The sequence below is a fragment of the Sphingomonas sp. genome, from assembly GCF_017745215.1.
In the GTDB taxonomy this organism is placed as follows: domain Bacteria; phylum Pseudomonadota; class Alphaproteobacteria; order Sphingomonadales; family Sphingomonadaceae; genus Sphingomonas.
In genome coordinates this window covers 193166-212606 of the sequence record NZ_JAGHZV010000005.1, presented here as the reverse complement: position 1 = coordinate 212606, position 19441 = coordinate 193166, and the positions used below count along the sequence as shown (strand labels likewise).

Genomic DNA, 19441 nt, shown 5'->3' with positions numbered 1-19441 from the left:
GGGCCCGGAGACGGGGCGTTCGGCAAGCGCTCAGCCGCGCGGCATCTGCAGCGAGGCGAAGCAGGTGAAGCCGCTCTGGCCCGCCTGGAGCCGGCGGATGTAGTTGGTGTAGGCGCGGCTCGACTCCGCGTCGGTGCCGGGCAGCGTGCCGCCCTGGAGCGCGCGCTTGACGTCCTCGGCGCTGAACTCGCCCGCGGCGGGGAAGGCGCCCTTGGTGCCCGCGGGCACCAGGCTGCCGTCGGGCGCGATATAGCTGCCCGCGCGGCCGGCGTCGGGCACCGGGATCTTGCAGTTGCTGACCGACACCGCGGTGCTCGCGAGCGCGGGGCGGATCGACACGATCGCCGAGGCGCCGACCGCGCCGAGCATCAGCGCGCGGCGGCGCGTGGCCCTGGGGCCGGGCCCGGCTTCGGGACTGTCCTCGCTCATCGCCCATCCATGTTGCGCGCCGCGGCCTTTCGCAATCGTAAATCTCGTTTCGGGAATGGGCGGCGGTTTGCCGTTGGCGCAACTTCTTCTAAGGGAAGGGCGCAATGCCTTCACCCTTCGGAGCCCGCGCCCTGCTGGCGCTCGCCGTCGCCGCCTCGGGCGCGCTGGCGGGCTTCCTGCTGAACGGGGACGTGCAGACCCTGCTCGTCGGGCTGGTCTGCGGCACGGCGGCGGTGCTCGTCGCTGGCGGGATGGGCGATGCGCCGCCCGCGACGCTCAACACCGCTCCGGCACCGGTCCAGGCAGGCCCGCCGGTGGGCGACGTGATCGAAGCGATCGACGAGCCGCTGCTGGTGATCGCCGCCAATCGCGTCCGCCACGCAAACCGCGCCGCGCGCGAGCTCCTGGGCGACCATATCCTGGGCGAGGACGTGCGCGTCGCGATCCGCCACCCCGCGGCGGCCGAACGGCTGCTGAGCCCGGAGCAGGGCGCTCCGGCCGCGCCGGTGCACCTCGTCGGGCTCGGCACGCGCGACCAGCGCTGGGAGCTGCGCGTCCGCGATATCGGGGAAGGCCAGCGCGTCGTCCATCTGCGCGACAGCACCGGCAGCTATGCGACCGAGCGGATGCGCGTCGATTTCGTCGCCAACGCCAGCCACGAGCTGCGCACCCCGCTCGCGTCGCTGCTCGGCTATGTCGAGACGCTGGGCGACGAAGCGGGGGACGATCCGGCAACGCGCAACCGCTTCCTCAAGATCATGTTCGACGAAGCACGCCGGATGCAGCGGCTGATCGACGACCTGATGAGCCTCAGCCGGATCGAGGCCGAGAAATACCGCGCGCCGAGCGACGCGGTCGACCTCGCCGAGCTGGTGGAGGAGGTCCACACCGAGCTGGCCACCGGCGGTGGCGTGCGCGCGGCGGATATCGTGGTGGAGACCGAAGCCGTGGCGCCGGTGCGCGGCGATCGGATCCAGCTGTCGCAGCTGCTCCACAACATCATCGGCAATGCGCTCAAATATGGCCGGCCGGGCACGCCGGTGACGGTGCGGCTGCGCCCGGGCGGCAGCGGGATGGTCGAGCTGAGCGTCGCCGACGAGGGCGAGGGGATCGCGCCGGCGCACATCCCGCGGCTCACCGAACGCTTCTACCGCGTCGATTCGGGGCGGAGCCGCGCGATGGGCGGCACCGGCCTGGGGCTCGCGATCGTCAAGCACGTCGTCGAGCGCCACCGCGGCCGGCTCGACATCGCCAGCGGCGTGGGCAAGGGCACGACGGTGACGATCCTGCTTCCCCTGCAGCGGGTGTCATGAACCTGTCACGCTGGCGCGCAATGGGCTAGCTTGCGGCCCCGGCCATGCCGGCGGCCGACGAGGCGATTCCCGAAGGAACCCATCGATGCTCGGCCGGCTCACGCTAGTTGCGGTTACCGCATTCGCGCTCGCTTCGTGCGACGGCAGCAGCGTGCGCGAGATTCGCGTGGTCGGCTCTTCGACCGTGTTCCCCTTCACCACCGCGGTGGCCGAGGCCTTCGTCAACCAGGGCAAGGGCCACAAGGCGCCGGTGATCCAGTCGACCGGCACCGGCGCCGGCTTCAAGCGCTTCTGCGAAGGCGTCGGCGCGCAATTCCCCGACGTGGTCGACGCTTCGCGCGCGATGAAGCGCAGCGAATACGACAATTGCCGGAAGAACGGCGTCGGCGAGATCCTGGAAATCCAGATCGGCACCGACGGCATCGCGCTCGCCGAATCGAACAACGGCCCCAAGATGGCGCTGACCGAGAAGGACATCTATCTCGCGCTGGCGGCCAATCCGATGGGCAAGCCCAACACCGCGAAGACCTGGAAGGATGTGAACCCGGCGCTGCCGGCGATCCCGATCACGGTCTACGGGCCGCCCTCGACCAGCGGCACGCGCGACGCCTTCGCCGAGCTGATCCTCCAGCCGGGCTGCCTCGCCGCCTGGCCCGAGGCCAGGGCGCTCAAGGAAGGCGGCGATCCGGCCAGATTCGATGCGGCATGCCTGAGGCTGCGCGACGACGGGCCCTATGTCGACAAGGGCGAGAACGACAACCTCATCGTCCAGGGGCTGGCGCAGAATCCCAACGCGCTCGGCATCTTCGGCTATTCCTATCTCGAGGAGAACCACGACCGGCTGCACGGCGTGAAGATCAACGGCATCGAGCCGACCTATGAGACGATCGCCACCACCCGATATCCGGGCTCCCGCCCGCTCTACCTCTACGTCAAGAAGCGCCACCTCAAGGCGGTGCCCGGGCTCAAGGACTTCCTGAACCTGTACACCGAGCTGTGGGACCCCAAGGGCGAGTTGGTGAAGCACGGTCTGATCGCGGCGCCGGCGACGGTGCGCAACAAGTCCTGGGACATCATCCAGAACGAAGTTGCGCTCGATCCGGCGCAGTTGCACTGAGCGGCGCGCTGACCTTGCTGAGAATGTCCTGCCGGTGAATCTGTTCGCACTCCTGTTCCTGATCGCGGGTCTCGGTCTGATCGGTTGGATCACGGCGCGCGCGCGGGCGGCGCGATTCGATCGCGGCGTGCAGAAGCGGCTTCACTCGCTGCCGACGCAGCACGGCTGGTACGTCGCGCTTTGGACGGTGCTGCCGGCGCTGCTGTTCCTCGCCGTGTGGGGAACGATCGCGCCGGGGCTGGTGCGCGAAGCGGTGCTCAAGGACCCGGCGGCGAAGGAGCTCTCGACCTTCGACTTCGAGCGCGATTCGGTGCTCGCCCAGGCGCGGCAGATCGCCCGCGATCCGTTCCAGGGTGGCGGCAACGACCTCGCCGACCGACTCGCGCCGGCGATGAAGAAGGCGCAGGCGCATTACGGCTGGATGGGCAGCATCGCGGCGATCGCGCTGGCGTTCGCGGGCGGGGCACTGGCCTTCGCCCGGCTGCGCGCGGGATTCAAGGCGCGCACCCAGGTCGAGCGGGTGGTGATGCTGCTGCTGCTCGTCGCCTCGCTGATCGCGGTGCTGACGACGTTGGGAATCTTCGTGTCGCTGTTCTGGGAATCGATGCGCTTTTTCGAGCAAATCTCGCCGATGCAGTTCCTGCTGGGCACGCATTGGAGCCCGCAGATCATCGACGCGAAGAACCCCGGCGCGTCGCTGGGCGCGGTGCCGCTGTTCTGGGGGACCTTCTTCATCGGCGCGGTGATCGCGATGCTCGTCGCGATCCCGTTCGGGCTGATGAGCGCGGTCTACCTCACCCAATATGCCGCACCTCGCGTGCGCAAGTGGATGAAGCCGATCCTCGAGATCCTCGCGGGCGTGCCGACCGTGGTCTACGGCTATTTCGCCGCGCTCACCGTTGCGCCGGCGGTGCGCCAGCTCGCGGTGGCGCTGGGCGACACCTATGCCTCGTCGGAGAGCGCGCTCGCGGCGGGGCTGGTGATGGGGGTGATGATCATCCCCTTCGTCTCCTCGATGGCCGACGATTCGATCGCCGCGGTGCCCAGCGCGATGCGCGACGGCAGCCTGGCGATGGGCGCGACGACCAGCGAGACGATCAGCCGGGTGCTGCTGCCCGCGGCGCTGCCCGGCGTGGTCGCCGGCGTGCTGCTCGCGGTGAGCCGCGCGATCGGCGAGACGATGATCGTTGTGATGGCCGCGAGCGGCGCCGCGACGATCAGCCTCAATCCCTTCGAGAGCGCGACGACGGTGACCAAGCAGATCGTCGACCTGCTCACCGGCGAGGCCGAGTTCGACAGTCCCAAGACGCTCGCCGCCTTCGCGCTGGGCCTCACGCTGTTCGTGGTGACCTTCTGCCTCAACATCTTCGCGCTCGGCGTCGTGAAGCGCTACCGGGAGGCCTATGAGTAAGGCGCCTTCCACCCTGCGCGACCGTCCGCCGACCGACTGGAAGTCGCCGGAGATGCAGCGCCGCATCCGCCGCCGCTACGGCGCCGAGCGGCGCTTCCGGCTGCTCGGCTTCATGGCGGTGGTGTTCTCGGCGGCGTTCCTCGCCTTCCTGTTGTTCACGATGAGCTTCAACGGGCTGCGCGGCTTCCTCCATTCGGAAGTGGCGCTGCCGCTCGACTTCCCGGCGATGCAGATCTCGGTCGACGAGCACCAGCTCCATGCCGCCGGTGCCGACCTCGCGCTGAGCGGCGCGGGGCTCGAGGACAAGGTCGACGTCGCCGCCTCGGCCGCCTTTCCGGGCGAGCTGCAGACGGTGTCGGACAGCGCCTGGCTTACCGTGCGCAACCGGATCAAGGCCGATCCGCGGATCCTGAAGCAGAAGACGGTGATCTGGGTGCCGGCCTCCCCCGAGGTCGAGCGCGGCACCGCAGACGAAGGGCCGGGCGTCGCCGCGGCGCGCAAGCTTCAGGCCGAGGGCAAGCTGCGCAGCGGGTTCAACTGGGGCTTCCTGACCGAGAGCAACTCGACCGATCCCACCGCGGTGGGCATCTGGGGGGCGCTCAAGGGATCGCTGATGACGATGCTCGTCACCTTCGCGATCGCCTTTCCGGTGGGCGTGCTCGCCGCGGTCTATCTCGAGGAATATGCGCCGCGGAACCGCTGGACCGACCTCATCGAAGTCTCGATCAACAACCTCGCGGCCGTGCCCTCGATCATCTTCGGCCTGCTCGGCCTGGCGGTGTTCCTCGGCACCTGGGAGATCGGCGGCGCGCGCTTCGGGCCGCTGCTGCCCGAATCGGCGGCGGTGGTCGGCGGGCTCACCCTCGCGCTGATGATCATGCCGGTGATCGTGATCGCCGCGCGCAATGCGCTCAAGGCCGTGCCGCCCTCGATCCGCGACGCTGCGCTGGGGGTCGGGGCAAGCCGCGTGCAGGTGGTGTTCCACCATGTCCTGCCGCTCGCGCTGCCCGGCATCCTGACCGGCACGATCATCGGCATGGCACGGGCGCTGGGCGAGACCGCGCCGTTGCTGCTGATCGGCATGCGCGCCTTCATCTCGACCCCGCCGCAGAGCTTCACCGATCCGGCGACCGTGCTGCCGGTGCAGATCTTCCTCTGGTCCGACGAAGTCAGCCGCGGCTTCGTCGAGAAGACCAGCGCCGCGATCATCGTGCTGCTCGTCTTCCTGCTCGCCATGAACGGGCTGGCCATCTATCTCCGCAACCGATTCGAGACTCGCTGGTAATGACCGACGCCGCTCGCGCCTTCCCTCCCGTTTCCGCGACGCCGGCGGAGCACAAGATGTCGGCGCGGCGCGTCAACGTCTTCTACGGCTCGAACCAGGCGATCCGCGACGTGTCGATCGACATCGACATGGAGAACGTCACGGCGTTCATCGGCCCCTCGGGCTGCGGCAAGTCGACCTTCCTTCGCACCTTCAACCGGATGAACGACACGATCGCGACGGCGCGCGTGGAAGGCGAGATCACGCTCGACGGCGAGGACATCTATTCGAGCGCGATGGACGTGGTGCAGCTGCGCGCGCGCGTCGGCATGGTGTTCCAGAAGCCCAATCCCTTCCCCAAGTCGATCTACGAGAATGTCGCCTACGGTCCGCGCATCCACGGGCTGGCGGCGTCGAAGAGCGACATGGACGCGATCGTCGAGCGTTCCTTGAAGCGCGCGGGGTTGTGGGAGGAAGTGAAGGACCGGCTCTCGGACAGCGGCACCGCCCTGTCGGGCGGGCAGCAGCAGCGGCTGTGCATCGCGCGGGCCATCGCAGTCGATCCCGAAGTGATCCTGATGGACGAGCCCTGCTCGGCGCTCGACCCGATCGCGACCGCCAAGATCGAGGAGCTGATCCACGAGCTGCGCGGCAACTATGCGATCGTGATCGTCACCCACAACATGCAGCAGGCCGCGCGCGTCTCGCAGCGGACCGCCTTCTTCCACCTGGGCCAGCTGGTCGAATATGGCGTGACCGACGACATCTTCACCAATCCGCGCCAGGAGCGGACCAAGGACTATATCACCGGAAGGTACGGATGATGGCGACCGGCCACGAACATACGGTCAAGGCCTTCGACCAGGACATCGGCCAGCTCCGCGCGCTCGTCAGCCAGATGGGCGGGCTCGCGGAGGAAGCGCTGGGCGACGCGATGACCGCGCTTTCGCGCAACGACGTCGCGCTGGCGCGCGAGGTTCGGCGCAAGGACAAGGCGATCGACGCGATCGAGAGCGAGATCGAGCGCGCCGCGGTGCGCGTGATCGCGCTTCGTGCGCCGATGGCGGACGACCTTCGCGAAGTGATCGCCGCGCTCAAGATCGCCGCGGTGATCGAGCGGATCGGCGACTATGCCAAGAACATCGCCAAGCGCGTGCCGATGATCCACGCCGAGGGCGAGGAGCGGATCGAAGTCATCTCGATCCTGCCGGCGATGGGACAGATCGCGAGCGACATGGTGCACGACGCGCTCGACGCCTTCTCGGCGCGCGATGCCGAGAAGGCACGCCGGGTGTGCGACAGCGACAATGCGCTCGACGATTTCTACGACAGCATCTTTCGCACGCTCGTGACCTTCATGGTCGAGAACCCGCGCACGATCAGCCAGGTCGCGCACCTGCTGTTCGTCGCCAAGAATATCGAGAGGATCGGCGATCACGCCACCAACGTAGCCGAGATGGTCTATTTTGCAGCCACCGGCCAATACCTCGCCGACCGCGAGGCCACCGATACCGAAAGGACGTGAAAATGGCCCGGGCCCGCATGTTGCTGGTCGAAGACGACGCCGCCCTCGCGGAGCTCGTCAGCTATCATTTCAAACGCGAAGACTTCGACGTGAAGCAGACGCACGACGGGGAGGAAGCGCTGCTCCTCGCCAAGGAGGCGACGCCGGACATCGTGCTGCTCGACTGGATGGTCGAGGGGCTTTCGGGAATCGAGGTCTGCCGGCGCCTGCGCCGCATGCCCGAGACCGCGAACGTGCCGATCATCATGCTGACGGCGCGCGGCGAGGAGGAGGACCGCGTGCGCGGGCTCGAGACGGGCGCGGACGACTATGTCACCAAGCCCTTCTCCCCGCGCGAGCTGGTGGCGCGCGTCGGCGCGGTGCTGCGCCGCGTACGGCCGGCGCTGGCGGGCGAGCAGCTCACCTATTCGGACATCGAGATGGACACGGTGGGCCACAAGGTCCGCCGCAGCGGCGAAGTGGTGCCGCTGGGGCCGACCGAGTTCCGACTGCTCAAGCATTTCCTCGAGCATCCCGGCTGGGTGTTCTCGCGCGAGCGGCTGCTCGATGCGGTATGGGGGCATGATTCGGACATCGAGAGCCGCACGGTCGACGTGCACATCCGCCGGCTGCGCAAGGCGATCAACACCAACGGCAAGCCGGACATCATCCGGACGGTTCGTTCGGCGGGCTATGCGCTGGATTCGGGGAATTAATTCCTGACGCCGTCATCCCGGCGAAAGCCGGGATCCAGGGTCACGAGCGATGGCCTTTGCGGCCCTGGATCCCGGCTTTCGCCGGGATGACTATTTCATCTTAAATTACTAGTAATAAACGATATTTTTTGCTATAGTTCTCTGCACAAGGCATGCACAGCAACGGTAGATCAAAGACTTACGCCGCTGTTCTGCACAGAAACTGCACAGAGAGCGAGATAGCGCTATGGCGTTTGTCACAGATAAAGAGGTGCTGAAGCCCGGCTTGATTATCTTTCGTCGGGCGGACGTGCAGCACCGCAACTGGTATTGCCGTGTGAAGCTCCCAAAGGCCGACCGCTACAAGACCTTCTCTTTAAAGACCGACGACATCAACGCCGCCCGCACGCAGGCGTGGCGGCGCGATGCCAATGTCGAATACGCCCTTGAGAAGGACCATCCGCTATTCAACCGCTCTTTCGCCAAGGTGGGGCAGGAATACTTGCTTGAACAGCAGGCGCGCGCGGATCGCGGCGAAATCAGCGAGGCAAGGCCGAAGAAACTTCGCGCCGTGATCGAGGGGGCGCTCAACGATTATATGGGTTCGACGCAAGTCCACCTGATCGGCGACGACACATGGAGGGGTTACCCGGCATGGCGCCGCGCCAACGGCGAAGGCCGCGCGGCGCGCAACGGCGTTCGATCGATCTCCGAGGCGCTCGCGACCAAGCTGGTGGATCAGGAATTGATGGCGCGCGAGAAGGCGCGGCAAGCGCGGGGCCTTCGCCCGCGCGTCCTGCCGGGCGCGAGCAACCGGCGCGGGCAATCGGCCAGCGACGAAGCGATCGAGGCGCGCGAAGCGGCGATCGCTGAGCGCATCAAAGGTGCGCGCCAGATCAGCGACTCCACCATCCGCTTTGAAATGTCCATCTTCGCCTCCGTGATGAACTTCGCCATTCGGAAGCGTTACGCACCGGCGAGCCAACGCTACGACACGCGGCCCAAGCTCAAGACCATGCGTCGCGATGAATTCACGCATGAGGAATATACGGCGCTTTACACCTATTCCCGCGACTATTGGGTGAAGGGCAAAACGAAAGAGGACGGCAAGGCGAAGGAACCCGCCCGTCCGCTCTCGCTGGTGAGCCGCTGGTATCGCGCGATAACGCACAATTTCGTGCTGGTGATGTGTAACACCGGCATGCGGCCCAGCGAGGCAAAGAACCTGCGCTGGAAGGACATCACGACCGCCAGGGATCGCGACGGCAACGAGGTTGTCGTGCTGTTCGTCCAGGGCAAGGGCAAGTCGCGCAAATTGGTCGCGGTCCCGAGCGTCGGCAAATATCTCGACCGCATCCGCCAGAAGATCAAGGAGCAGAACCGCAAGCGGCTCGAGCGCGACGGCATGAAGAACGTTCCGGATCATCTAACGGAGCCGAAACCGCTCGATCCGGTGTTCGCGACTATCGACGGAACGCCCGCCCTCTCGCTCTATAAACACCTGATCGACGATTTGTTGACCGAAGCGGGTTTGCGCATCGGTCCGTGCGGCACGGTGCGCTCCACCTACAGTTTCCGCCACACCTACGCGACGATGCGGCTGAGCGAAGGCGTGGATGTCTACCTGCTTGCCGAGCAGATGGGCACATCGGTCAAGATGATCGAGGATCACTACGGCCATGTGGATTCCATTCGGCACGCCGACCGCGTGTTGCAGGGCGCGGGCGGTTGGAAGGGCCGCAGGCCCGACGACGAGGACGACGGGAAAGCCGAACCCCACGGCAAAGCCGCCAAGGCTTCCTCTGTACGCGATAAGGCGAAGCGGCCCGCTACGCCCCGCAGGGGTCGCCGCCCTCGTGCCGGTTAGCGCGCTCTCGCGCTAACCTGATCCCGCGCCCGGCTCGGGCTTCTCGGCGGGATCAAAAGCCGTTTGCCGATGCGCCGCTGGCGCTCCCCGATCGGCGAATGGCCGGTGAACGCGTGATCTCGCGTTCGCCCCTTCAAGCTATCTGCCGCTGGCAAATGGAGAGCTTGAACACAAAAATCGGCCGCTGCCGCGGCCTCCCTTCGCAATTAGAAGCAGCCCCTAATGGGACTGCTTCCAAGTTCTTATCAGGTGACTGATCGCTGAGATCAGGCTGGCTATAGCGCTGATCAGTAGCGCCAGATCGTTGAAGGTCATCGCATCTCCTTTCGAGCGTGTTTGCCGCTTCATGCGGAGATGTCTCGTTGCCGAGCCTAGCATCGGAGATTGAAAGCCCGGACCGTGCCTTAGGCCGCCGCTTGCGCGGGGCGGAGCTGCACAACCCCGGCTTGGACGGGGGCGGAAGCGAGCAGGCTTCAATCTCTGATCGGATCGGCAAAATCGAATGCACAAGCACATACACGCCCGGAAGGGCGTAGACCTGAGACGCCGGGCGATCGGCGACGAACGGCCTGAGTTCAGCTATAATGCCGTCGAGGAGGCAGCAGTGGGTTTGAGATATAGCGCCGAGAAAATCCGGGGATGGTCCCACCTTTATCTCAGCTTGGCCGACTGGCCGGACCGGATTCGAGAATGCCATCGTTCCCACAATCGAATGCGGGATGAGCTGACCTTCTATCTCTGCTTCTTCGTTCAGGCTTACTCGGTGCGTGACTGGCTGGCGAAGCAGAAAATTCTGAAGCCGAACGAGTTAGATGCCGCGATACAGGGTGATATCGCGATGCGCATCTGCCGCGACATCTGCAATCGCTATAAGCACTATACTATCCAAAATCCGAGTATTGACGCGGATTGGTCGATACAGCGCCGCGTAATCAATCCGTTTTCAGGCAGCGATTGGGAATGGTCCGTCATCGCCGACACCGAAAATTTCGCGCTGTGGGACTTGATGATCAGATGCATAAGCTTTTGGGAAGCGCTGGTAGCCGCATACGGCCTTGAAGCGCAGGCCGATCCATAGGGAATACTAAAGTATTCAGCAAGTTATAGATGCTGCAACACTTTCTTTTTAGAGATTATTAACCGTCTTGTCCCATAATATGGGAACATGGCGGAGTACGAAGAGGCAGATTCCAGAATTGACGGTGCGGCGCTAGCGATGGCGCAGAGCTTCGGCGCGGTGACGCTGCCGCTTGGAATCTCGTTCGCCAAAGCTGCCGCGACAGAAGCGCAGGCCAGTCTCGCGCTTCGCCTCGAAGGCGCGGAAAATTTCTCCCTCGCCGGGAAGGGTGGAGCGATCGGCGGTAAATCCAGAGCCGAACGCGAAAAGGATGAAGCCGAGGAGGCGCTTGAGCTGTTCGCCTGGACGGCGGAAGAAGCGGAGCGTCAGCGCGAGCGCGACGAATGGTCGAAAGCGACGCACAGCTTCGCGGGCGTCAACATGACCGGCGCACAATGGGGTGAGCTTGGCGACGAACTCCGGCGCGACGGGCCTCTCCGGCAGTGGCTAATCTCCCGCATGGTCCGCGACGGCAAGACCAACGGGCAAGCGACCGTGAAGGCCGATGAAATGGCCGACGTGTTTACAGCCCTTTCAAAGCCGCCGACACAGCGGACGCCGGAAGAGAATGCGGCCATCGATCGCGCGAAGAGCGATCCTGATTTTCAACGCTACACATCGCAGGCAGCGGTGCAGAAATTTGGTCGCTCCGAGATAAACGGTGGCGGCATGCGCCACGAACAAGACGGTTCGACCACCAGCAGGGCCGAACTCTTCACCACCGCACCCGATCTTTCATCAGGATATCGAGCAGCGCTCGCAGCGTCTGAGCCGCTGGACGCGCCGAAGCTCGCCGCCACGACGACGCCCGCGCCGCTTCCCGCAAACTCAGCCGGGCTTGATCTCTAGCGGTTAGCTCGATGGCCTGCGCGCATCGAGAATTTGCAGCGCATAAGGGGTGTAGTCCGTGTCACCCATCAGCACGAGCATGACGGGCTTGTTCTCCCCCCGAAGCGCATAGATCGAGGCGCTTCGCTGCCCGCCGTTCCAGAATATGATCATCGGAAGGCCGCTCCTTGTCGAGCCGTCGGCATTGCGATGGACCGTATCGGCGATCACCATGGGGCGGGTTCCGATTTTCTCCTTTTGGCGCATCTCCGCATCGAACGAAGGGCCGAACAGCGACAGGGGCTTCGCGACTGGCAACCGCGCATCAATCAGGCGGATATTGGTAAGCCTCGCGACGACGCACATGCGGGTTGAGCTTTGGGCGCGCGGCAAATCGCCCTCTAGCTGGTAGCCGACCGACCCGTCAGCGTTCGACGTGACGGCGTTTGCGTAGCGCGTGACCGTCACGCCCGAGCTTCGCGTGGCGTCGTTGTTGAGCGCTTCGCGGTTGCCGATGACAAGCGTGCGCTGACCTTGCGCTTTCAACGCCGTGTTCATCTCGGCCATGGAAAGGCACTGCTTAGGTTCAAGTTCCTGCGCTTGTGCAACAGTAGTGGGGATGCACAGAACCACCAAAGCAACAACGCCGACGATAGAACGGAGATACATGACCCAATAGCTTTCGCCTTGCAGTCTCGAAAACCATCATATTTGATACTCACGTATCTTGAGGGGTTCCGCTCTTCGTGCTACTTCAGATTACTAGGAAATAGGCAGCTCGACCGTCTGATATTCCCGGTCTTCGGGCCGGTCTCATAAACGATGGTTTTTGAGACTGCCGGTGCGCCACCGCGCACCGGAAAGGGCTCCGTGAAAATTGGCTACATTCGCGTGTCGAAAGAGACGCAAAATCCTGACATGCAGGCAAGAGCGATGCGCAAGGCCGGTTGCCATCGCGTCTTTCGTGAGAAGATCAGCGCCACCGCCGTGCATCGGCCCCAGCTCGCGCGGGCGTTGGAGTGCCTGAACAAAGGCGATCAGCTTGTGGTGTGGAAGCTCGATCGCTTCGGTCGCGACCTGCTCGAATATCTCCTGCTCCAGCGCGAGCTCGGCGAGATCGGCGCGAGCCTTATTAGCCTCACCGAAAATCTGCGCACCGCCGACATAATGGACAGCCTGATGGGGCAGCAGCGCATGCTCTGGAACGAGGTCGAGCTTCACAATATCCGCCTGCGCACCCGCGCCGGATTGGCGGCGGCGAAAGAGCGCGGCGTGAAGCTCGGGCGGAAGCGCAAACTATCCGAACGGCAGGCGTCCGCCGCGCGACGACTGATGGACAGCGGAATGAAGGCCGAAGCTGTCGCACAAAAATACGGCGTCGGACGTGCCACGCTGTTCCGGTACATGCGGAGTGTTTCGTGATGGAGGGGTCGCAAATGCGCGTGCTACTGGTCGTTCCGCTTTTCGCTCTCGCCGCGTGTCAGCCGGACGCGCCGGAAACGACAAATCAGCCAATCACGATGGATCAGTTGAGCCGCGAACTCAGCGCCTTGCTCACGGACGGAATGATCAACGCTCGCGAAAACGCGGTGCTGCGTCGGGGCTTCGATCTTGCCGCCTCGCGTGGCGGCGACACGCGCCTGATCGACAGCGCAGACGAACGCAAGGAATTCGCCAGGATCGTCTCGGCTAGCACCGCGAAGCACAGCGCGCGTCAGCGTCTCGTGGTATCGTTCGGTCTTGGGTAGTCGGCGAGTGCAGGTGCCGGTCAGTCTCGAGCCACGGTCTCACCTTCGGATCAGTCCGGGTTTAATTTCATTGGGGATCATGCCCGCCGCCGCCGGCGATCAACACGCCTCGCTTCCGCGTCTCTCTCGTTCCTTGTGCAGCTCCGGCCCATCCCGGCGCATGTACCATGCGGTGTTTGATCCCCGGCTCGTCTCGGCGGGCCCTTGTCTCCCCATGAACCCCGGACTGATCCGAGGTCTGGAACCAAGGAGACTATCATGACCGCTACCGCTCAAAATCGCTTTCCCACCCACAGCGTCTATGTCGTCCATGGCGAAGGCAAGACCGCGCGCTGGACCCGCATCGGAGCAGCCTGGCCCAATCGCGACGGCGAGGGCTTTTCGATCGACCTTGTCGCCAACGCCAATGGCGGTCGCGTCGTGATGCGCCGGAACAAGCCTCGCGAAGAACAGAGGGCGCTCCTATGAGCGCCCTCAACTTGCGCACAGAGTGTAACGACCTAAGCTGCGCGAAGCTGTCGCAGTTTTTGGGTGATCCACGGAGAACGCAATGTCCCGACGCTTGCGACTTCAAACAATGGCTGTGCTGCTGTTTGCGGCTGCCGCATGCAGTTCGCCTGGCCCCGCCCCGCAAAATTCGGCGGCGGCGGAGAATGACCCGAGGGCCATGCTGCCGAGACGCGATCTCGCCGAGCAGAAGAAGGTCGATTATGCCACGGCGGTTCGCTGCCTGTGGCTGGCCAATGGTTTCGTTTCAAATGCTGACAAGGCGTTCGCGCTGAAAGCAATGCGGGTGCGGACTCAGGCGAGATTCTTCGCTAATCAACACGCGACCGAGGCAGGAAAGACTCCGACGCAGGTCGAGCAAGACCTCCTCGATATGACGGCGGTCGAGGCGAAATCCGCTCCGCCGGGCTCCGGTCCCATGTATTGCTTTGGTGGCAATCCCGAGTGCCTGGCTGCGCAGAAGGAAGCCGGACGCCGGGACGCTGAGAAGGCTAAGAGGGATATTGAGTTGGGGGTAAGGCCCGATCTTGCAAAGCTTCAGCGCGAGGAATTTGAAGGAGTCTGCATCCCCTTGCTCGGAAGCTGACCTACTTTTTCCGCGACCTGAATTCGACGCGCGCTGTTTTGTTGGATTGCGCAGAGGAGCTGAGAAGCAGGTAGAAACCGAATATCACGGCAGCCACGCACGCGATGCTGAACAGCACAAAGGGGAACGTCGAGAACGAAAGCAGTATTTTCAATTGCAGCGGGTCGGGCGTCGCCGCCACTGGAATGTTTCCGTCGGCCATCGCCGCCGCCTTGAATCTCTCGTCGGCGTTCTTCGCAAATTCCTGGTAGAAGGCCGCGCTGTTCTCGATCGCGCCGAGCAGAATCCAGTACGCCACCGCGCCCAAGGCGACGAGCAGTCCGCCGGTCAGCTTGCGTCGCATAGGCAAAGAGACTCCCGAGCTATGAGCGTACCGCTTTATACGGCGGGCGCGTCCGCGATCCAAATATCCGCCAGATGCAACCCGCTTCGCACGATTCCACCTTCCGGCGTCGTATGAGCGCGCATCACTCCGTCGCATAAGGCGAGAACCTCGATAATCTGCCGCCGCGTTTCGATTTCGGCGAGAAGGTCGCCCGCCTTGAATGCCGCGCCCGAAGCCGAATGCCACTTCATCAGCGTTCCATGGCTCGGTTGCCGAAACAGGCCCTCGGTTATCTCGGGCGCATACAGGCGCTCGGTTTCGCCGCGCTCAGGCGCAGGCGGCGGCGCGGCGGGAGCGGCAGGCGCGGCAGCGGCTCCGTGATCCGGGTGCGGATCAAAGAGGCCCGCGAAAGCCGGATCGGCAAAATAAGGCGTGCGGCGAACGGCGATCGGATAATGGTTCGGCGTGATCGCGAGCATCCGGCCGGTTTCGGCGGCGAAAATCTTTGCCGCCTCGTCGGGGTTGAGAAGTTCGGTTTTCTGCACCGTCTCGCTTGTGCCCCATGCGACGCCTTCCTGCCGCGAGCGGGAAAGGCCGGGGATGAGCGCGGTCAGCGCGCCCAATCCCCAGCTCGCGACGCCCGAGGGGTTGTAGCTGCTTCCCGTGCCGGAGCCGACCTGTTCGCCGCGATTGGCGACATCCTTGCGGACCTCGACCTTGCCGAGCCGCCGCGAGATATAGTCGAGCGTGAACTGATCCGCGTTGCCGAAGAACATCGCGAGCCCCGCGTTGCCGAGAAACGTCTCCCAGCGCTCTTTATAGAGCGCCTTAAGCTGGGTGAGGTCCTGCAGAACGGCCCAGATTTTGACGCCGAAGCCCGCGATTTGGCCGATGGCCTTTTCCAGCGACGCCATCCGGTCGAGGATGGCGAATTCATCCAGAACAAGCAGGACCGGATGCCCGCTCATCGGCCTTCCGCGCAGTCGCTCCATTCCGTCGAGCGTCAGGCCGACCATCATGCGCAGCCATCGCGCATGCGTATTCATGTATCGGGCCGGAAGGCAGAGATAGACTGTCACGCCCGCCGGATCGCTTTTCAACGCGTCGAGCGAAAAGGTGGAATGATCGAGGACCGGACGCATGAGCGGTGAATCAAGGAAGTCGGTATTGCGGCGCGCGGTCGAGAGGACCGAGCTTAGCTCCCGGTCCGCCATCGACAGCACCGACGCGCCGACACCGGCGACAATGCCATGGAATGCCTTGCTTTCGGCCATCGCTTTCCAGAGAAAGTCGAAGGCGGCGGCGGAAGGTTCCGGCATCTCAAATTCAGGTTCGGTGGCGCGCCGATAGGCTACATACTCCGCGACCCCTTGCGTATCGCCGCGCGTCAGGAGTTGGCGCACCGTTAGAAGGTTGCGTCGTCCTTCATATTCGATGGCGTGCAGGACATGGAGGATCAGCCCTTCAATGACCGATCGGGCCGATTCATCCCAATGCGCGTCCTCGCCTTTCGCAACGACGACCAGGCTGTCCGCCAGCCGTTTTGCTTCGTCCGACGCTTCGGGATTGTCGGTATCGATCCAGTCGAGCGGATTGAAAGCGGCGCGATAGCCCTGATCCACTTGGGCGGCATTGAACGGATCGAGGACGTAGACGCGCTGCCCCATCGGCGTTGCGGTATCCGATCCCTGACCCCGCCGCGCGGCGGTCAGGGTCGCATTCTCTCCCTTGGGATCGATGCACACGACCGAACCGGGATAGAGGCACAGATTGTTGACCAGCAGCGAGGTGCCTTTGCCCGCGCGCGTTCCGGCCACGGTGATGACATGGCGGTCGTCGCGCCATCCGATAGGTATCGCGGCCTCGGTTTCCGACCGCCCGAGCCACAACGCGCCCGGCTCATAGGCAAGCTGCTCGGCCTCGGCGGCTGGCATCCAGCCCGCCGTGCCGAGTGAAACGTTGCGATTGTCGCCCTGTCCGCGCGGCAGATCGGTCATCTCCTCTATTCCCCCGCTTCATCTCGTCGTTTACTTGAGCATATTGCCACGGACGGAGTCGATCATGCCTGACAATCGCCGCCCCGACCATGCGCCCGCGCCGGGAATGGACCTGAAGATGAAGGGGTCGGCAGCCGACGCCGTGAACCGCGAGGCTTTTGCGGCCCGTCAGGATCAGGTGAAGAAGTTTGGCAACCACCATGCCAGCGGCGGTGGCGAAAAAGCCACGCCGAATTTTAGCCAAAAGGCGTCACAGGCCTACCAGCAATCCACAACAAGCCAGCCAGGATCGAAGGCGGGCCGTGGGAATTTGTCAGCTGAGGCTAGTAAGGCAGGCAAGACTGGAACAGCAAAAGCGGCTTTCAATAAAGCTAACAGGCCTCCGTCTGGAAAATCTGGCATGGGACGCTGATTTTATACTATAATTAAACTATGGATGTACCGACAGACGAAGAACTTTGGGAAAAGAAATCAGAAATTCTAGAAATTTTCGGAGTTCCAAGGCTATTTTCCTTCCCCAGCGGTGTATGGGAAATGGCAAGCGATTTGTCGGACAATTTCAAAAGGCCTATCCCGGACATCATCGAAATTGTCGCCACTTGGTTCGAAATCGAGGTCTTCGAGGGATTTGGCGAAGACGCACCTCTGGAAATCGAGCGACGCATCGTCAAGTGGTGGATGACGATTTGGGGCGACTGGCCAGCAAACGGTAACGTCGAAAAGAAACCGCGACGGCCTGACTATCAGCAAGATGCCGATCCCGAGGTCATATCCTCGATCTTCATGCCGAAGACCGGACATTCTCTACGGGCGCTCTGTAAAGAGAGCGTGGACGATCCTCAGTTGCTCGACTATAAGCCGGACGTGGACCAAGCGATCATATCGGCAATCTTCAAACCCAAAGATTGAGCCGATGGGACGCATACCATCGTAGGCAGATCGCATGCCCGGATATGCGAATAGTGGAATCTACTACCCGCGATTCAACCCCATCTGATATTATGTAAATCTGTAGGGCGCACTTTTGGGTTTCTTGAAACCCTGCGCCATCGGAGCAAGTCCGAGCGGAAACGGTCCGCCGTTTCCGCACCTTCGCGGCCAAGAGCTCGCGCCCTTCGGAACCGATTCTCGCATTCGTGAGTCATATCGGCAGCGCAACTATAGCACTGGGGAAAAATGGATCGCCCGTCATGGCAATCTATTCGTGCAATCTCGCGTCCATTGGACGCTCGACCCATGCGCCGGGTACGGCGGGCGCGCATCTTCGCTACGTGAGTCGCGAAGGCGCGGAGCCATTGGTAGAAGCGCATGTCATTCCGCTCGATCCGGTCCATGCCCGAAGCTGGATGGACCGCGAGGAAGTGACGGCGCGGGCGAATGCGCGTCTTGTCGATAAGGTGCGCGTCGCGATTCCGCGCGAGCTTGGCGAGCCCGAACGCGCTCAGCTCGTTCGCAATTTCGTGCGCGATGTGACGCAGGATCGCGTGCCGTGGATGTTCGCCATCCACCAGCGCGGGGAGGACGCGCATAATCCGCACGCCCATATCGTCCTGCGCGACCGCGACCTTGAAACCGGCAAACGCCTGTTGCGGCTCTCTGACAGCGCGCGCGACCGCATCAAAGCCGGGCTTGAGCCGAAGGGCGTCGATTGGATTCGCGAGCGCTGGGAGCATCACGCGAATACGGCGCTGGAGCGGGCGGGCCATGAAACTCGGATCGACCGGCGGACCCTTGCGGCCCAAGGCATTGACCGCGAGCCGACAATCCATATCGGCGTGCGCGGCGCGCAAGTGGAGCGCTATGTTCAGGAGCCCCAATCGAAGCAGCGCCGCAACGCGCTCGGGCGCGAGATCGACTATCCGTCGATCGACCAAGGCCGCACCCGCATGGAGCGCCATGCCGAGATTGTGAATCTCAATCTCGAACGTGCTGCGCGCTCGCCTGATTTTGAGACGCGGACCTGGGCTCAGTTTGAGCGCGGGCAAACGAAACTTGACAGTCAGCTTGAAACCGAGCTTGCGGGGCATGCGCGCCGGCGCACGAAAGAACTGCGCGCGCTCAAATCCCGCTTTCGCGGCCAGGCGGATGCCCTCCGCGCCGAGCGTCAGGAAACGCGTAATCGCGGCATCACGGAATTGCGCGCATCGTTGCATGACGCGGCGGCGGGCTTGCGCCAGCGTCACCGCGCCGAGCGTCAGGCGCTACGGCAAAAGCAGACGACGCTTTGGGCGCGCGCCACGCGCTTTCTCGACTGGACCGGCGGCACGAGGAAGAAGCAGTACGCCGCCCGGCGTGAGCAGATCGACCTCCACAAGGCCGAGCGTTCGGCGCTGGCGCGTCGATCGAAGGAACAGCGCGTCGCCTTGGAAAGCGCGATCCGCCAGCGCTTCCAACCCCGAGCCGAGCGGTTGCAGGACGAACGTTCCAGCGGCCTCGCTGCAATGCGCGACATGCACCAGCGCGGCGAAGCCGCAGCCGACGCCAAGCGTCAGCTTCGAGAACGCGCGCGTGAACAGGAGCGCAGCCGCACCGCCGAGCTGATCCGTGTCGGGAAAGCCCACCAGCGCGACGTGAAGGCGGATGATCAAACGCCGCGAGCGGAGTTTATCCGCACCGTCAACCAGCGCGGACAGGTCGCGCGCCGAACTCCGCAACAGCGTCAACCTGATCGTGGGCCGTCGCTTGATCGATAAGCTAGACGTCGCTCCAAACGTTCGCTGCAACACTATCGGC

Annotated in this window: 21 protein-coding genes; 17 read left to right on the top strand and 4 right to left on the bottom strand. The window is 63.8% G+C overall.

Features of this window, described 5'->3' with window-relative positions; all coding sequences use genetic code 11:
* Nucleotides 1-30: 30 nt before the first annotated feature.
* The gene (locus tag J7495_RS07310; RefSeq protein WP_294055810.1) at nt 31-429 is read right to left on the bottom strand and encodes a hypothetical protein; all 399 of its coding nucleotides are present in this window, start codon (nt 427-429) and stop codon (nt 31-33) included.
* Nucleotides 430-533: 104 nt separating this feature from the next.
* Here J7495_RS07310 and J7495_RS07305 point away from each other — a divergent pair, with 104 nt between their 5' ends.
* The 10 genes from J7495_RS07305 (at nt 534) to J7495_RS07260 (ending at nt 11566) form a co-directional block, all read left to right on the top strand.
* On the top strand, nt 534-1742 hold the full coding sequence (locus tag J7495_RS07305; RefSeq protein WP_294055809.1) for an ATP-binding protein: 1209 nt from the start codon (nt 534-536) through the stop codon (nt 1740-1742).
* An 85-nt stretch (nt 1743-1827) separates the two neighbouring features.
* Nucleotides 1828-2859 (top strand): PstS family phosphate ABC transporter substrate-binding protein, encoded by a 1032-nt coding sequence (locus J7495_RS07300; protein WP_294055808.1) that lies wholly within the window; start codon nt 1828-1830, stop codon nt 2857-2859.
* 34 nt (nt 2860-2893) lie between these two features.
* A complete protein-coding gene (pstC, locus tag J7495_RS07295) occupies nt 2894-4270 on the top strand; it encodes a phosphate ABC transporter permease subunit PstC (protein WP_294055807.1) in 1377 nt (458 codons plus the stop codon).
* Entirely contained in the window at nt 4263-5555 is a 1293-nt protein-coding gene (pstA, locus tag J7495_RS07290; RefSeq protein WP_294055806.1) for a phosphate ABC transporter permease PstA, read from the top strand. The genes pstC and pstA overlap by 8 nt, the downstream gene beginning before the upstream one ends.
* Nucleotides 5555-6358 carry a phosphate ABC transporter ATP-binding protein PstB gene (pstB, locus tag J7495_RS07285; RefSeq protein WP_294055805.1) on the top strand — a complete coding sequence of 268 codons (804 nt, stop codon included), beginning with the start codon at nt 5555-5557 and terminating at the stop codon, nt 6356-6358. The genes pstA and pstB overlap by 1 nt, the downstream gene beginning before the upstream one ends.
* Nucleotides 6358-7059, top strand: coding sequence for a phosphate signaling complex protein PhoU (gene phoU / locus J7495_RS07280; protein ID WP_294055851.1), 702 nt, complete (start codon nt 6358-6360; stop codon nt 7057-7059). The genes pstB and phoU overlap by 1 nt, the downstream gene beginning before the upstream one ends.
* Nucleotides 7060-7061: 2 nt before the next feature.
* Nucleotides 7062-7754, top strand: a complete 693-nt coding sequence (gene phoB, locus J7495_RS07275; RefSeq protein WP_294055804.1) for a phosphate regulon transcriptional regulator PhoB — start codon at nt 7062-7064, stop codon at nt 7752-7754.
* Between the two features lie 226 nt (nt 7755-7980).
* On the top strand, nt 7981-9600 hold the full coding sequence (locus J7495_RS07270) for a tyrosine-type recombinase/integrase (RefSeq protein ID WP_294055803.1): 1620 nt from the start codon (nt 7981-7983) through the stop codon (nt 9598-9600).
* 502 nt (nt 9601-10102) lie between these two features.
* Nucleotides 10103-10678 (top strand): hypothetical protein, encoded by a 576-nt coding sequence (locus tag J7495_RS07265; protein ID WP_294055802.1) that lies wholly within the window; start codon nt 10103-10105, stop codon nt 10676-10678.
* 87 nt (nt 10679-10765) lie between these two features.
* On the top strand, nt 10766-11566 hold the full coding sequence (locus J7495_RS07260) for a hypothetical protein (protein ID WP_294055801.1): 801 nt from the start codon (nt 10766-10768) through the stop codon (nt 11564-11566).
* A gap of 3 nt (nt 11567-11569) precedes the next feature.
* On the opposite strand, the gene J7495_RS07255 is transcribed toward J7495_RS07260, so the two are convergent.
* Nucleotides 11570-12112 (bottom strand): hypothetical protein, encoded by a 543-nt coding sequence (locus tag J7495_RS07255; RefSeq protein ID WP_294055800.1) that lies wholly within the window; start codon nt 12110-12112, stop codon nt 11570-11572.
* Nucleotides 12113-12367: 255 nt separating this feature from the next.
* On the opposite strand from J7495_RS07255, the gene J7495_RS07250 reads away from it, so the two are divergent.
* The 4 genes from J7495_RS07250 to J7495_RS07235 all read left to right on the top strand — a co-directional run bounded on the left by J7495_RS07250 (nt 12368) and on the right by J7495_RS07235 (nt 14386).
* Entirely contained in the window at nt 12368-12967 is a 600-nt protein-coding gene (locus tag J7495_RS07250; protein ID WP_294055799.1) for a recombinase family protein, read from the top strand.
* A 14-nt stretch (nt 12968-12981) separates the two neighbouring features.
* The gene (locus tag J7495_RS07245) at nt 12982-13293 is read left to right on the top strand and encodes a hypothetical protein (protein WP_294055798.1); all 312 of its coding nucleotides are present in this window, start codon (nt 12982-12984) and stop codon (nt 13291-13293) included.
* 258 nt (nt 13294-13551) lie between these two features.
* Nucleotides 13552-13761, top strand: coding sequence for a hypothetical protein (locus J7495_RS07240; protein ID WP_294055797.1), 210 nt, complete (start codon nt 13552-13554; stop codon nt 13759-13761).
* 109 nt (nt 13762-13870) lie between these two features.
* Nucleotides 13871-14386 carry a hypothetical protein gene (locus tag J7495_RS07235; protein ID WP_294055796.1) on the top strand — a complete coding sequence of 172 codons (516 nt, stop codon included), beginning with the start codon at nt 13871-13873 and terminating at the stop codon, nt 14384-14386.
* Nucleotide 14387: 1 nt separating this feature from the next.
* On the opposite strand, the gene J7495_RS07230 is transcribed toward J7495_RS07235, so the two are convergent.
* Together J7495_RS07230 and J7495_RS07225 are read right to left on the bottom strand one after the other, a co-directional pair.
* Nucleotides 14388-14729 carry a hypothetical protein gene (locus J7495_RS07230; protein WP_294055795.1) on the bottom strand — a complete coding sequence of 114 codons (342 nt, stop codon included), beginning with the start codon at nt 14727-14729 and terminating at the stop codon, nt 14388-14390.
* A gap of 35 nt (nt 14730-14764) precedes the next feature.
* Entirely contained in the window at nt 14765-16708 is a 1944-nt protein-coding gene (locus J7495_RS07225) for a type IV secretory system conjugative DNA transfer family protein (RefSeq protein WP_294055793.1), read from the bottom strand.
* Nucleotides 16709-16772: 64 nt separating this feature from the next.
* On the opposite strand from J7495_RS07225, the gene J7495_RS07220 reads away from it, so the two are divergent.
* From J7495_RS07220 to J7495_RS07210, 3 genes are all read left to right on the top strand, one after another.
* Nucleotides 16773-17120 (top strand): hypothetical protein, encoded by a 348-nt coding sequence (locus J7495_RS07220; RefSeq protein ID WP_294055791.1) that lies wholly within the window; start codon nt 16773-16775, stop codon nt 17118-17120.
* 20 nt (nt 17121-17140) lie between these two features.
* A complete protein-coding gene (locus tag J7495_RS07215; protein ID WP_294055789.1) occupies nt 17141-17617 on the top strand; it encodes a hypothetical protein in 477 nt (158 codons plus the stop codon).
* 281 nt (nt 17618-17898) lie between these two features.
* Nucleotides 17899-19401, top strand: coding sequence for a MobA/MobL family protein (locus J7495_RS07210; protein ID WP_294055788.1), 1503 nt, complete (start codon nt 17899-17901; stop codon nt 19399-19401).
* Nucleotides 19402-19441 lie beyond the last annotated feature (40 nt).